Source organism: Lonepinella sp. MS14434, assembly GCF_042468235.1.
Lineage (GTDB): Bacteria > Pseudomonadota > Gammaproteobacteria > Enterobacterales > Pasteurellaceae > Lonepinella.
On record NZ_CP170386.1, the window covers coordinates 533,335 to 548,303 of the forward strand.

At 42.7% G+C, this 14,969-nt stretch carries 8 protein-coding genes, 5 tRNA genes and 3 rRNA genes; 14 read left to right on the forward strand and 2 right to left on the reverse strand.

From position 1 onward, the window contains the following. Positions 1-2 precede the first annotated feature (2 nt). The 14 genes from wecB to rrf all read left to right on the forward strand — a co-directional run bounded on the left by wecB (position 3) and on the right by rrf (position 12,642). On the forward strand, positions 3-1,112 hold the full coding sequence (wecB, locus tag O1Q79_RS02640) for a non-hydrolyzing UDP-N-acetylglucosamine 2-epimerase (protein ID WP_386692828.1): 1,110 nt from the start codon (positions 3-5) through the stop codon (positions 1,110-1,112). After that, on the forward strand, positions 1,105-2,358 hold the full coding sequence (wecC, locus tag O1Q79_RS02645) for a UDP-N-acetyl-D-mannosamine dehydrogenase (RefSeq protein ID WP_386692829.1): 1,254 nt from the start codon (positions 1,105-1,107) through the stop codon (positions 2,356-2,358). The genes wecB and wecC overlap by 8 nt, the downstream gene beginning before the upstream one ends. 29 nt (positions 2,359-2,387) lie before the next feature. Further along, a complete protein-coding gene (gene wzxE / locus O1Q79_RS02650) occupies positions 2,388-3,656 on the forward strand; it encodes a lipid III flippase WzxE (RefSeq protein WP_386692830.1) in 1,269 nt (422 codons plus the stop codon). Beyond that, positions 3,653-4,735: a TDP-N-acetylfucosamine:lipid II N-acetylfucosaminyltransferase gene (locus O1Q79_RS02655; RefSeq protein ID WP_386692831.1), complete on the forward strand. Its 1,083-nt coding sequence runs from the start codon at positions 3,653-3,655 to the stop codon at positions 4,733-4,735. Before wzxE ends, O1Q79_RS02655 begins: the two co-directional genes overlap by 4 nt. After that, positions 4,728-6,020, forward strand: a complete 1,293-nt coding sequence (locus tag O1Q79_RS02660; protein ID WP_386692832.1) for a WzyE family oligosaccharide polymerase — start codon at positions 4,728-4,730, stop codon at positions 6,018-6,020. The genes O1Q79_RS02655 and O1Q79_RS02660 overlap by 8 nt, the downstream gene beginning before the upstream one ends. After that, positions 5,993-6,715: a lipopolysaccharide N-acetylmannosaminouronosyltransferase gene (gene wecG / locus O1Q79_RS02665; RefSeq protein ID WP_386692833.1), complete on the forward strand. Its 723-nt coding sequence runs from the start codon at positions 5,993-5,995 to the stop codon at positions 6,713-6,715. Before O1Q79_RS02660 ends, wecG begins: the two co-directional genes overlap by 28 nt. 142 nt (positions 6,716-6,857) lie before the next feature. After that, positions 6,858-6,934, forward strand: a tRNA-Arg gene (locus O1Q79_RS02670). Between the two features lie 31 nt (positions 6,935-6,965). Next, a tRNA-His gene (locus O1Q79_RS02675) sits at positions 6,966-7,041 on the forward strand. Positions 7,042-7,067: 26 nt separating this feature from the next. Then, a tRNA-Pro gene (locus O1Q79_RS02680) sits at positions 7,068-7,144 on the forward strand. A 206-nt stretch (positions 7,145-7,350) separates the two neighbouring features. Next, positions 7,351-8,889 (forward strand): 16S ribosomal RNA (locus tag O1Q79_RS02685). An 85-nt stretch (positions 8,890-8,974) separates the two neighbouring features. Then, a tRNA-Ile gene (locus O1Q79_RS02690) sits at positions 8,975-9,051 on the forward strand. A 57-nt stretch (positions 9,052-9,108) separates the two neighbouring features. Beyond that, a tRNA-Ala gene (locus O1Q79_RS02695) sits at positions 9,109-9,184 on the forward strand. 290 nt (positions 9,185-9,474) lie between these two features. Next, positions 9,475-12,370, forward strand: a 23S ribosomal RNA gene (locus tag O1Q79_RS02700). A 156-nt stretch (positions 12,371-12,526) separates the two neighbouring features. After that, positions 12,527-12,642, forward strand: a 5S ribosomal RNA gene (gene rrf / locus O1Q79_RS02705). The 16S, 23S and 5S rRNA genes sit together here with 5 tRNA genes alongside, the layout of an rRNA operon. A 210-nt stretch (positions 12,643-12,852) precedes the next feature. Here rrf and trpA read toward each other — a convergent pair. Together trpA and trpB are read right to left on the reverse strand one after the other, a co-directional pair. Then, a complete protein-coding gene (trpA, locus tag O1Q79_RS02710; protein ID WP_386692834.1) occupies positions 12,853-13,659 on the reverse strand; it encodes a tryptophan synthase subunit alpha in 807 nt (268 codons plus the stop codon). Continuing rightward, positions 13,659-14,855, reverse strand: a complete 1,197-nt coding sequence (trpB, locus tag O1Q79_RS02715; protein ID WP_386692835.1) for a tryptophan synthase subunit beta — start codon at positions 14,853-14,855, stop codon at positions 13,659-13,661. Before trpB ends, trpA begins: the two co-directional genes overlap by 1 nt. Between the last annotated feature and the right edge of the window lie 114 nt (positions 14,856-14,969).

Sequence of the window (14,969 nt, forward strand, 5' to 3'; positions counted from 1 at the left end):
GAATGGCAAAATTTAAGATTTTAACGGTTTTTGGCACTCGACCGGAGGCCATTAAACTGGCTCCGTTAGCAAAATTGTTAGCGGAGCAAGCTAAATTTGACAGCCAAATTTGTGTCACCGGACAGCATCGAGATATGCTTGATCAGGTGTTGTGTTTATTTGATTTACAACCTGATTTTGATCTTGATGTGATGCAAGCAGAACAGGATTTAACCGATCTGACTGCAAGAATCTTGCAAAAAGTGCGGTCGGTTTTAACGGAATTTCGCCCAGATTTAGTGTTAGTACAGGGCGACACCACCACGGCTTTTGCCACCAGTTTAGCCTGTTATTACCAACAAATTCCTGTGGGGCATATTGAGGCGGGTTTACGCACTTATCAACCTTATTCCCCTTTTCCCGAAGAAACCAATCGCCGTTTAACGTCTGTGTTAGCACGTTGGCATTTTGCTCCAACACCACAAGCCAAGCAACATTTATTAGCGGAAAATTATCCTGAACAAAATATTGTTGTGACAGGTAATACGGTGATTGATGCGTTACATTGGATTCAAAAAAATCCACCCAAAAACACCGCACTTTTTTCCTTTGAACCCAATCAAAAAAGCCTATTAGTGACAATGCACCGCCGAGAAAATTGGGGCAAGGGCATTGAGCAATTGTGTCACAGTTTAATGGCATTGGCTCAACAAGGTTGGCAGATTATTTTTCCTGTTCACCCCAATCCACAGGTGCGAGAGCCTGTTTATCAATTATTATCACATCAAGCCAATATTCGGTTAACCGATCCGTTGCCCTATGTTGATTTTGTGCAATTAATGCAACAAGCCTTTTTAATTTTAACGGATTCGGGCGGTATTCAAGAAGAAGCCACGGCATTAGGCAAACCCGTTTTATTATTGCGAGATCAGACGGAACGAATCGAAGCGGAAAGCTCAGGGATTGTGCAACGAGTCAGTGTGGAATGTTTAGCTATTGTTAATGCCGTGGATGCGTTGGCGAAAAATCCAATAAAATATCAACAAATGGCACAAGCCAGCACCTTGTACGGTGACGGCAAGGCTTGTGAGCGGATTGTTCAATTTATCAAACAGATAGCAAAAAATGACTAAGCAAATTTCGGTAATTGGATTGGGATATATTGGCTTGCCAACGGCGGTGATCTTGGCAAATCAAGGGTATATTGTGTATGGAATGGATACGGATGTGAGCAAAATTCGTGCTATTCAACGAGCAGAAATCACGAGCACCGAACCTGAATTAGCCAATGCGTTAAAAAGTGCGGTGCAATCGGGGCGACTTTTCGCCAGTTTAGATGTGAAAAAAGCGGATATTTTTTTGATTGCTGTGCCAACGCCGTTGAAAGCGGATTTGGCGGCGGATCTGAGTTATTTGCAACAAGCCATCCAACAAATTGCCCCGCATTTACAAAAAGGCAATTTGGTGATTATTGAATCCACCGTGCCAGTCGGTACAACAGAACAGGTTACTCAATGGCTACAAAAATTACGCCCTGATTTGATCTTTCCGTTGTTTTCTCAAAATACAGCAGATGTACAAATTGCCTATTGCCCTGAACGTGTGCTACCGAGCAAAATGATGCAAGAGTTGGTACAAAATGATCGGGTGATTGGTGGATTAAGCCCAGTTTGTACACAATGTGCGGTGGATTTTTATCAAGATTTTGTGCAAGGCAAATGTCTTGCGACCAATGCCAAAACTGCCGAAATGTGCAAGCTGACGGAAAACAGTTTTCGAGATGTGAATATTGCTTTTGCTAATGAATTGTCGATGATCTGCGATCAACAGGATATTGATGTGTGGGAGTTGATTAAGTTAGCCAATCATCATCCGAGAGTGGACATTTTACAGCCGAGCGTAGGGGTAGGCGGACATTGTATTGCAGTCGATCCGTATTTTATTTGCTCACAATCCCCTGAACAGGCAAAATTGATCCGTGCTGCTCGAGAAGTGAATAATTATAAGCCTGTTTGGGTAGTAGAAAAAATAAAAGTTGCAGTGGCGGATTTGATGAGGGCAAAAAATTGTCGCCCTGATGAAATCAAGATCGCCTGTTTAGGGTTAAGTTTTAAAGCCGATGTGGACGATTTGCGAGAAAGTCCAGCCGTTCTGATTACACAAGCCCTTGCTCAATGGTATCAGGGCGAAATTTTGGCAGTTGAACCCCATATTCAGACATTGCCTGTGAGCTTAACGGAGCAAGTAAAATTAACGGATTTTTCCACCGCACTTCAGCAAGCGGACATCATAGTACATTTGGTGAAACATTCTTATTTTGCTACAATCAAGCCAAATTTAACGCAAGTTTATTTAGATTTTTGCGGTGCTACGGTGTGAAAACGGCAAAAATAAAGGCGGTCACGGATATGTCAACCATCACAAAACCAACCTTAACCAGTACAACCCTTTGGACATCCACCGCTGTCGCTATTAAACTCATTATCGGATTGGTTGTCATCAAAATCTTTGCCTTAAATTTTGGTTCGGCAGGTTTAGGGCAAGCAGCAAATTATATGACTTTGCTTACGGTGCTGGGCGTGCTTTCAGGGGCAGGAATTTTAAATGCGGTGACCAAATTTGTAGCCGAATATGAACAGGATTCGCAACGGTTACAAGCCATTTTAGGGGCGAGTAGTCTATTGATTATACTGGTTTCGGTGATGTTAGCCTTGATTGGCTTGCTGTTTGCTCAACCCATTTCCTTGTTTTTATTTCAAACCGCTGATTACAGTCTAACCATTCAAATACTTGCCTTGCTGCAATGCTTAATAGCATTAGGTAATTATTTTATCGCCATTTTAAAAGGACAACGTCAAGCCAAAGCCTGTGCGATGAGTTCCATTTTTGCTAATTTAGTGGGAGCATTGTGGTTGCTGTTTTGTTTATGGATATGGGGCTATCAGGGGGCGTTAATCGGTTTTGCCTGTATTCCAGCCTTAATTCTTGTCCCCAGTCTGATTGCGTTACTAAAACAAAATTGGCACTGGCAATGGTTAAAGCCAAATTTTGATTTATCTGCCAGTCATATTCTTCGTCATTATATGATAATGACCCTTGTCGCTGTTTGTATTATACCAACAGTGTATATTTTATTACGCAATCAATTAATCGAAAGCCAAGGATTAAGTGCGGTGGGTTTATGGCAAGGATTAAGCCGTATTTCCGATGCCTATTTACAGCTTTTAACCACAGCATTTTCCGTGTATTTATTGCCCACCTTTGCTAAATTAAGCGATAAATCGGCGATTCAGAAAGAAGTTAAAAAAGCCTTGGGTTTTATTTTTCCGTTGGCGTTAGGTTTGGCATTATTGGTATTTTTTTTGAGAGATTACTTGATCATTCTGTTATTTAGCCCTGATTTTACCCCAATGTCTGAGCTGTTTGGTTGGCAATTAGTGGGCGATCTGTTTAAAGTTGCGAGCTACGTTTTCAGCTATTTATGGTTAGCCAAAGCCGCAACTGGTCGCTATATTTGTGCTGAAATTGTACAGGGAATGTTATTGTTTGGTTTATCTAGTTATGGTATCGCACAACAGGGTGTCGCAGGGGCAACCTTGGGTTATGGACTTTGCTATATGATTTATTTTGGTTTTTGTTGGGCTTTATTTAAGTTAGATTACGGGAGTAAAAAATGAAACAGATTATTCACGTTTTAGGTTCGCCCATTCCCCATCATAATCATACGATGTTGCGTTTTTTAGCGGAGCAGTTGCAACCCCAATTACCGAAACAAGCCATTAAGCAAGTGTTGGTGGTGGGCAAGGGGTATCAAGAGCAATATCCAAGCCTTTACATTCAGGAATTTGACAGTAAAAAAAGTATTGCTCAAGCCGTATGTCAGTTAGCGAAGCAAGATCCACAACACTATTTTTATTTACACGGTCAATTTAATTTCCCCCTTTGGCTCGCTATCTTTTTCGGCAAATTACCGCCCGAAAGACTCACTTGGCAAATGTGGGGGGCAGATTTACACGAAGACAGTCAACAATGGAAATTTAAATTGGCTTATCCGTTACGCCGTTTTATTCAAAAGAAATTAATTTCCGTGGCGGGTTATCAGGGGGATTTAGCTTATTTTAAACTGTATATTAATCCGAATGTGCAAGGGCATTTAGTGTATTTTCCGAGTAAAATGCACCGCGGTTTTCAGCCAACGGAAAAGCAAAAATCTGATAAATTAACCATTTTATTAGGCAATTCAGGCGATCCGTCTAATCGTCATTTAGTGGGGCTGGAGCAAATCAAAAAACAGCTTGGGAATAATGTGCAGATTATTATACCAATGGGCTATCCCGAACATAACAGTGACTATATTGCTCAAGTGACCGCTGAAGCCACACGGTTATTTGCTCAAAGTGCGGTACAAATTTTAACCGAAAAAATGCCATTTCAAGATTATTTAAATTTGCTTAATCAATGTGATGTGGCGTATTTTATTTTTCAACGTCAGCAAGGAGTGGGATCTTTGTGTTTGCTCACCCAATTTAATGTGCCAGTGGTGTTACATCCGAAAAATACCTTTATTGACGATATGCGATTATATCAAGTGCCGTTTCTGTTGCAGAATCAGGTGACGGAACAAGCCATTTTCGACACGCAACAACAATTAACCGCACTTGATAAAGAGAGTATTGGCTTTTTTGATCCCCATTTTATTGCAGGGTGGTTGGCTATATTAATGCAGATTTTGCAACAAGGAGAAGAGAATGCTTGAATTTGCAGAACTTATCCTGTTGACGCCCTTGTATATTTTGTCATTAAGTGTGGTGCTTTATTTATTACAACAAGATGTAAAACAGCAAGGTTTTTCCTTTCATTTATTGTTTAGTTTGGTTTATTTGTCTGTCTTTTATTTAGGCTTTCCGTTGTCGATGGGTTTGATGTATGGCTTTCATATTTCATTGCCCCCTTTTGCGGTCTTATGCCAAACGTTGTTGACCGCAACAGGATTTTATTTACTTTATTATTGGGTTTATCAAGGCAAATTTTATCCCCGTTTGTTGCCAGAAAAACGTGAGAAAAATACACCGCACTTTTCTGCAAAGGTTACGATGTGGATTTTATTGGCGATAAGTTTAGGGGCAATGGGGATTTTTTATGGGTTGAATGGCTTGTTATTATTTAAATTAACCGCCTATAATCAGATTTTCTCGGCTCAGGTGAGTGCAGTCGCCTTAAAACGTTTTTTTTATTTTTGCTTACCAGCGTTGTTAATTTTTTATTTTATTCAACCGAGTAAACGCCGTTGGTGGCAATTTCTGTGTTTAGGCGTGGCTTTCGGTGTGTTGAGTTATGTGGTGATCGGTGGCACGCGTGCAAATTTGGCGTTAGCGGTTGCTTTGTTTGTGTTGATTGGCATTGCTCAGGGCTATATTTCTATATTTGCTTTAGTGATGTTGGCAATTTTAGGTATTTTCGCCATGTTTTTATTGGCAATGTGGCGATATGGGTTAGTTTTTAACGATGAACAAACGCTGTTTCGTTTTTTACACTTAACTCGGGATACCTTTTCGCCGTGGGAAAATTTGGCAACCATTCTCAATACAAAAAATATTGAATATCAAGGATTAATGCCCATTATTCGGGATTTTTATGTATATATTCCCAAAGCCTTATGGGCGGATCGTCCCGATTTAGTGTTAAATACGGCAAATTATTTTACTTGGGACATTAAGCATTATTATGCGGGCTTGGCGATTTCTCCGACCTTAATAGGATCTTTTTATATTATGGGGAGCTATCCAATGATTTTGGTGGGAGCTGTTGGTTCAGCATTGGTTGTCAAAGGATTTGATGGATTGTACCGTTGGGCTAAAGATGATGAAAGTGCGGTGTTAAAAGCCTATTGTTTTTCGCATATTTTTACTCTGACGGTGTTAGTGCGAGAAGGGTTTGATGCGTTTGTTTCTCGTTTTGTCTTTTTGACGATAGGTTGGGGCGTGGCGTATGGGTTAGCAAAAGGAATAGTAAAATGGAAAAAGTCGTCATTCGAGAAATAGATATTTTGGTGCCTGAAAATAAGCAAGCGTTGGTTGATCATTTGATTTCCGAAAAGCAAATAAAAACGGGGTTATTGATTGCGATAAATGCGGAAAAAATGATTGCTTGTGCTAAAAATCCCCAAGTGAACGCCTTAATTCAGCAAGCAGAATTTAACTATGCAGACGGTATTAGCGTGGTTTTTTCCATTAAAAAGAAATATCCACAATGGCAAAAATTAACACGGATTGCAGGGATTGATTTATGGCAAGCCTTGTTGCAACGTTCGGCAGAATTGAGTGTGCCAGTTTTTTTGATTGGGGGACAAGCGGATGTGGTGAATCAGGTAGCAGAAAAATTATCGCATCAGCAAGTGAATATTGTGGGATGTCAGCACGGTTATTTTTCTGAATTAGAAGAAAAGGCAGTGATTGAGAGAATTAAGCAAGCTAAAGCGAAGTTTGTGACGGTGGCTATGGGATCGCCAAAACAAGAGATTTTTATGCAAAAAGCACAACAGATTTATCCTGATTGCCTTTATATGGGGGTAGGGGGGAGCTTTGATGTGTTGGTGGGTAAGACCAAACGGGCTCCGTTATTATGGCGAAAAATGAATTTGGAATGGTTATATCGTTTATTAAACCAACCCACACGTTGGCAACGCCAGTTAAATTTATTACACTATGCCTATTATTATGTGACGAATAAGTTATAAAATAATCGGAACTAAAGTAAATTCGAAACAAATTGCACAAATTAACAGCTAACGTTAGAAAAACGCAATTTTTTTGTAAAAAATGCTAGACAACAACAAGCAAAATCATTAATATACGCCTCCGTTGCAACGCAATATGTGTGCGTTCGTAGCTCAGTTGGATAGAGCGTTGGCCTCCGGAGCCAAAGGTCGCAAGTTCGAATCTTGTCGAGCGCGCCAGAAGTTAATGCAATTCAACATAAAAACAATGGTGGCTATAGCTCAGTTGGTAGAGCCCTGGATTGTGATTCCAGTTGTCGTGGGTTCGAATCCCATTAGCCACCCCATTTACTACCTAAATAGTAAAATCTGACGGCGAGTAGCGCAGCTTGGTAGCGCAACTGGTTTGGGACCAGTGGGTCGTAGGTTCAAATCCTATCTCGCCGACCAATTTTATAAAATTTGCGAAAGCAAAATCGTTCTTTAACAATTTATCAGACAATCTGTGTGGGCACTTGTTGATTGACTAGTTTTAAAAAATTAAATAAAACTTGAAGTCTTAATAGGTGCTTAACTTAGAAATTCATTAACTTTTTGTTCTTTTGGGAATGAAAAGAAAGATTTAAAAGCAAGCAGTTTATTGAGCGATCGAACTTAAATTGAAGAGTTTGATCATGGCTCAGATTGAACGCTGGCGGCAGGCTTAACACATGCAAGTCGAACGGTAGCGGAAAGTACTTGTACTTTTCGTGAGAGTGGCGGACGGGTGAGTAATGCTTGGGGATCTGGCTTATGGAGGGGGATAACGACGGGAAACTGTCGCTAATACCGCGTAATATCTTCGGATTAAAGTATGGGATCGCAAGACCATATGCCATAAGATGAGCCCAAGTGGGATTAGGTAGTTGGTAGGGTAAAGGCCTACCAAGCCGACGATCTCTAGCTGGTCTGAGAGGATGACCAGCCACACTGGAACTGAGACACGGTCCAGACTCCTACGGGAGGCAGCAGTGGGGAATATTGCGCAATGGGGGGAACCCTGACGCAGCCATGCCGCGTGAATGAAGAAGGCCTTCGGGTTGTAAAGTTCTTTCGGTGGTGAGGAAGGCTAATAAGTGAATAGCTTATTAGATTGACGTTAACTACAGAAGAAGCACCGGCTAACTCCGTGCCAGCAGCCGCGGTAATACGGAGGGTGCGAGCGTTAATCGGAATAACTGGGCGTAAAGGGCACGCAGGCGGTTACTTAAGTGAGATGTGAAATCCCAGAGCTTAACTTTGGAATTGCATTTCAGACTGGGTAGCTAGAGTACTTTAGGGAGGGGTAGAATTCCACGTGTAGCGGTGAAATGCGTAGAGATGTGGAGGAATACCGAAGGCGAAGGCAGCCCCTTGGGAAGATACTGACGCTCATGTGCGAAAGCGTGGGGAGCAAACAGGATTAGATACCCTGGTAGTCCACGCTGTAAACGATGTCGATTTGGGGATTGGGCTTTAGGCTTGGTGCCCGTAGCAAACGTGATAAATCGACCGCCTGGGGAGTACGGCCGCAAGGTTAAAACTCAAATGAATTGACGGGGGCCCGCACAAGCGGTGGAGCATGTGGTTTAATTCGATGCAACGCGAAGAACCTTACCTACTCTTGACATCCATAGAATCTAGTAGAGATACTGGAGTGCCTTCGGGAACTATGAGACAGGTGCTGCATGGCTGTCGTCAGCTCGTGTTGTGAAATGTTGGGTTAAGTCCCGCAACGAGCGCAACCCTTATCCTTTGTTGCCAGCATGTAAAGATGGGAACTCAAAGGAGACTGCCAGTGATAAACTGGAGGAAGGTGGGGATGACGTCAAGTCATCATGGCCCTTACGAGTAGGGCTACACACGTGCTACAATGGTGCATACAGAGGGCGGCAAACCTGCGAAGGGGAGCGAATCTCAGAAAGTGCATCGTAGTCCGGATTGGAGTCTGCAACTCGACTCCATGAAGTCGGAATCGCTAGTAATCGCAAATCAGAATGTTGCGGTGAATACGTTCCCGGGCCTTGTACACACCGCCCGTCACACCATGGGAGTGGGTTGTACCAGAAGTAGATAGCTTAACCGCAAGGGGGGCGTTTACCACGGTATGATTCATGACTGGGGTGAAGTCGTAACAAGGTAACCGTAGGGGAACCTGCGGTTGGATCACCTCCTTACCCAAAACGAGCGACAATAAGTGTCCACACAGATTGGCTGGTAATTGTAAACAAAGAAAAAAGAAAGCAACGAGAATTGCCCTACGGGTCTGTAGCTCAGGTGGTTAGAGCGCACCCCTGATAAGGGTGAGGTCGGTGGTTCAAGTCCACTCAGACCCACCACTCAAGCGGTGAAGCGAAAGCGAAATCACAGAGCGAGAGTGCGTAGGCAATGAAAATGGGGATATAGCTCAGCTGGGAGAGCGCCTGCCTTGCACGCAGGAGGTCAGCGGTTCGATCCCGCTTATCTCCACCAAAAAATCTTGTTGTTATCATCATTGTTAAGTTAACTAAATTAAAAAACAAAAAAATAAGTTGGTTTAACTAAGTTAATTTAACAATGATGATAGGCGAAAGCCGATAATCTTACTGTTCTTTAAAAAATTGGAAACAAGCTGAAAACTGAGAGATTTTCGGGTTAATTGATGAAAGTGAATTAACACAAGAAAGTCTGAGTAGAAGAAAAAATCTTGACTGAACAAAAGCAGTCAAGTGTTTAGTTGAAACGCAATATCAATTGTTCTAAAAAAACATTTGAGGTTGTATAGTTAAGAGACTAAGCGTACACGGTGGATGCCTAGGCAATCAGAGGCGAAGAAGGACGTGCTAATCTGCGAAAAGCTTGGATGAGTTGATAAGAGGCGTTTAATCCAAGATATCCGAATGGGGAAACCCGCTAGATGAAGAATCTAGCATCGTTATTTGAATACATAGAATAACGAAGCAAACCGGGAGAACTGAAACATCTAAGTACCCCGAGGAAAAGAAATCAACCGAGATTCTGTGAGTAGCGGCGAGCGAAAGCGGAGGAGCCGTTAGTAATAGCGATAAAACTAAGAGAATGAACTGGGAAGTTCAACGACACAGGGTGATAGTCCCGTATCTGAAAGTTATATTGTGGTACTAAGCTAACAAGAAGTAGGGCGGAACACGAGAAATTCTGTCTGAAGATAGGGGGACCATCCTCTAAGGCTAAATACTCCTGATTGACCGATAGTGAACCAGTACTGTGAAGGAAAGGCGAAAAGAACCCCAGCGAGGGGAGTGAAATAGAACCTGAAACCGTGTACGTACAAGCAGTGGGAGCCCGCAAGGGTGACTGCGTACCTTTTGTATAATGGGTCAGCGACTTATATTTTGTAGCGAGGTTAACTGAATAAGGGAGCCGAAGGGAAACCGAGTCTTAACTGGGCGGTGAGTTGCAAGGTATAGACCCGAAACCCGGTGATCTAGCCATGGGCAGGTTGAAGGTTGGGTAACACTAACTGGAGGACCGAACCGACTAATGTTGAAAAATTAGCGGATGACTTGTGGCTGGGGGTGAAAGGCCAATCAAACCGGGAGATAGCTGGTTCTCCCCGAAATCTATTTAGGTAGAGCCTTATGTGAATACCTTCGGGGGTAGAGCACTGTTTCGGCTAGGGGTCCATCCCGGATTACCAACCCGATGCAAACTGCGAATACCGAAGAGTAGTGCATAGGAGACACACGGTGGGTGCTAACGTCCATCGTGAAGAGGGAAACAACCCAGACCGCCAGCTAAGGTCCCAAAGTACTAGTTAAGTGGGAAACGAAGTGGGAAGGCTTAGACAGCTAGGATGTTGGCTTAGAAGCAGCCATCATTTAAAGAAAGCGTAATAGCTCACTAGTCGAGTCGGCCTGCGCGGAAGATGTAACGGGGCTAAAACTAGTCACCGAAGCTGCGGCATCAAGAGTAATCTTGTTGGGTAGGGGAGCGTTGTGTAAGCGGATGAAGGTGAGTCGAGAGGCTTGCTGGACGTATCACAAGTGCGAATGCTGACATAAGTAACGATAAAACGAGTGAAAAACTCGTTCGCCGGAAGACCAAGGGTTCCTGTCCAACGTTAATCGGGGCAGGGTGAGTCGGCCCCTAAGGCGAGGCTGAAAAGCGTAGTCGATGGGAAACGGGTTAATATTCCCGTACTTGGATAAATTGCGATGTGGGGACGGAGAAGGTTAGGCAAGCAGCCTATTGGATGGCTGTTTAAGCGTGTAGGTGGGGAAACTAGGCAAATCCGGTTTCCCATTCAACACTAAGGCGTGATGACGAGCTCCTAAGGGAGCGAAGTTGTTGATACCACACTTCCAGGAAAAGCCACTAAGCTTCAGGTTTATCTAAACCGTACTGAAAACCGACACAGGTGGTCAGGTAGAGAATACTCAGGCGCTTGAGAGAACTCGGGTGAAGGAACTAGGCAAAATAGCACCGTAACTTCGGGAGAAGGTGCGCCGGCGTAGATTGTAGTCTTTTACAGATGAAGGTTGAACCGGTCGAAGATACCAGCTGGCTGCAACTGTTTATTAAAAACACAGCACTCTGCAAACACGAAAGTGGACGTATAGGGTGTGATGCCTGCCCGGTGCTGGAAGGTTAATTGATGGTGTAATCGCAAGAGAAGCACCTGATCGAAGCCCCAGTAAACGGCGGCCGTAACTATAACGGTCCTAAGGTAGCGAAATTCCTTGTCGGGTAAGTTCCGACCTGCACGAATGGCATAATGATGGCCAGGCTGTCTCCACCCGAGACTCAGTGAAATTGAAATCGCCGTGAAGATGCGGTGTACCCGCGGCTAGACGGAAAGACCCCGTGAACCTTTACTATAGCTTGACACTGAACCTTGAATTTTGATGTGTAGGATAGGTGGGAGTCAGAGAAACTTAAACGCCAGTTTGAGTGGAGACGACCTTGAAATACCACCCTTTAACGTTTGATGTTCTAACGAAATATCCGGAACGGGTATTCGGACAGTGTCTGGTGGGTAGTTTGACTGGGGCGGTCTCCTCCCAAAGAGTAACGGAGGAGCACGAAGGTTTGCTAATGACGGTCGGACATCGTCAGGTTAGTGCAATGGTAAAAGCAAGCTTAACTGCGAGACGGACAAGTCGAGCAGGTACGAAAGTAGGTCATAGTGATCCGGTGGTTCTGAATGGAAGGGCCATCGCTCAACGGATAAAAGGTACTCCGGGGATAACAGGCTGATACCGCCCAAGAGTTCATATCGACGGCGGTGTTTGGCACCTCGATGTCGGCTCATCACATCCTGGGGCTGAAGTAGGTCCCAAGGGTATGGCTGTTCGCCATTTAAAGTGGTACGCGAGCTGGGTTTAGAACGTCGTGAGACAGTTCGGTCCCTATCTGCCGTGGGCGTAGGAGAATTGGTTGGGGCTGCTCCTAGTACGAGAGGACCGGAGTGGACGCATCCCTGGTGTTCCAGTTGTGTCGCCAGACGCATTGCTGGGTAGCTACATGCGGAAGAGATAAGTGCTGAAAGCATCTAAGCACGAAACTTGCCAAGAGATGAGTTCTCCCACCCTATAAGGGTGTAAGGGTTGTTGAAGACTACGACGTAGATAGGTAACATGTGTAAGCGGTGTGAGCCGTTGAGCTAAGTTATACTAATTGCCCGAGAGACTTAACTATACAACGCTCAAGTGTTTTTGGGTGGATTAAGCTAAGAACTAAATAAAGCAGTACAGACAAAAGAAAATCGAACAGACAGCTTGTTTCAAATTTTAGAAGAAGACTAAAAAATAAGTAGGGTCGTGATTTAAAAGGCCCAATCATCAAAGGAATAATCCTGATGGTCATAATGCAGTAGCGCCACCTGAACCCATGCCGAACTCAGAAGTGAAATGCTGTAATGCCGATGGTAGTGTTGGGTTTCCCAATGTGAGAGTAGGTCACCATCAGGTTCAAAATTAGAAACCCCAGTTACGTGAGTAGCTGGGGTTTTGTTTTTTTTAAATGGCTACATTCTATGTTGAATAGGATTTAGCCATTTTTCTTATTTTTTATTGTGGATTTTTCTATTTGTATAAAATTTATTTTAGAAATCTACCATCTGTCCATAAAGAAAATGAAGATAACTGGTGATATTAAGATATAATGACAGTTTGTGTTTTTTATAATGTTGCCTTTTTCATTATTTTAACAAATTCAGCCAATTCTCTTAAACATTGTGCGTGATTATCTAAATTTTTCTCAATAATTCTTACGGTTGCTGAGCCTGAAATAGCTCCAGCTACCCCCATATTTAACGCATCTTTAACTTGTTGTGGTTGAGCAATACCGAAGCCTTGTAAAATTGGTGGAGCGTGGTGAGCTTTTAAACATTCTACTAAGTTATCCAAATTTTTCGCGTGACTTTGGTTTTCAGCACTGGTCACCCCCGCACGAGAAACTAAATATGTATAACCTTGAGATTTTTCTGCTACTCCTTGAATAGTTTTTTCATCAGCATTAGGTGGACAAATAAATACGGGTTGAATACCCTGTTTTTTAGCTGCTTGAATATAGGGCTCAGATGCCAGTAATGGAATATCTGCCACGAGAACCGCATCTACACCTACTTGTTTACAATGTTGATAAAATCCATCTAAGGTTTGAGCATAAATCAAGTTCGCACAAAGCAGTAAGCTAATCGGAATATCGGGATATTTTGACCGCACTTTTTCGATAAGTTGAAAACTTTCTTTCGTGCTACAACCTGCTGTTAACGCACGATTGTTGGCGGCTTGAATAACGGGACCATCTAATAGGGGATCTGAAAAAGGAAAACCGAGTTCTAAAGCATCAGCACCATTATCAACTAAAGTACAAATAATCTCAAAAGAGCGTTCAAAATTTGGATCGCCTAAGGTTACAAATGGCACGAATCCACCTTGATTTTTGGCTGCCAAATTATCAAATAAAGTTGTAAAACGACTCATTACAGGATTCCTCTTTCTGTGAAAATTTTATCTACAGTAAAAATATCTTTATCACCACGACCAGATAAATTTACCACTAATAATTGCTCTTTGTTTGGATTCTGTTTTGCCATTTTTAAAGCATAAGCAAGTGCGTGAGAGCTTTCTAATGCTGGAATAATACCTTCGTGTTGCGCTAACTCTTTAAACGCATTTAAGGCCTCATTATCGGTAATACTTGGATATTCCGCCCGTCCAATGGAATTAAGATAGGCGTGTTGAGGACCAACGGAAGGAAAATCCAATCCAGCAGAAATACTATAAGATTCTTCAATTTGTCCATCTTCTGTTTGCATAATCGGTGATTTCATACCAAAATAAATTCCTGGTTTACCATGTCCGAGTGGGGCACCGTGTTCACCTGTTTCAATACCTTTGCCAGCTGGTTCAATACCAATTAAACGTACATTTTTTTCTTCAATAAAATCTGCAAACATACCGATAGCGTTTGAACCACCGCCTACAGCAGCAATCAAGGCATCAGGTAACTTTCCTTCTTTTTCTAAAATTTGGCGTTTGGTTTCTTCGCCGATCATTTTTTGGAACTCACGTACAATGGTTGGGAATGGATGAGGTCCAGCTGCTGTACCGATTAAGTAATGAGTGGTTTCATAATTTGCTGCCCAGTCACGCATTGCTTCGCAGCACGCATCTTTAAGAGAACAAGATCCTTTTTGTACAGGTACTACTTCAGCGCCCATTAACCGCATACGGAAAACGTTAGGTGATTGGCGTTCTACATCCTTTGCTCCCATATACACAAGACAAGGCATACCAAGCATTGCACAAGCCAGAGCCGTCGCTACACCGTGCTGACCAGCCCCGGTTTCTGCAATAATGCGAGTTTTACCCATTCGTTTGGCAAGTAAAATTTGCCCCAGTACTTGGTTAGTTTTATGGGCTCCACCGTGTAAAAGATCTTCACGTTTAAGGTAGATTTTAGTTTTTGTTCCTTTGGTGATATTACGACAAAGGGTGAGAGCGGTTGGGCGACCTGCATAATTTTTCAATAAGTCTTGAAATTCTGCCTGGAAAGATGGATCATCTTTGGCGTCTATAAAGGCTTTTTCCAACTGCTTTAACACGGGTACAAGAATTTCAGGAACATACATTCCGCCAAATTCCCCAAAATAGGGATCGAGTAGAGTATCTGTCATTATATTTCCTTACATATTTTTTAAAATGGAATGTTTTTATACTATTACACTAGTACAATAATGTAAAGAGAGAAATAAAATATTTTTAACAATATTATTTTTTTCTCAACAGAT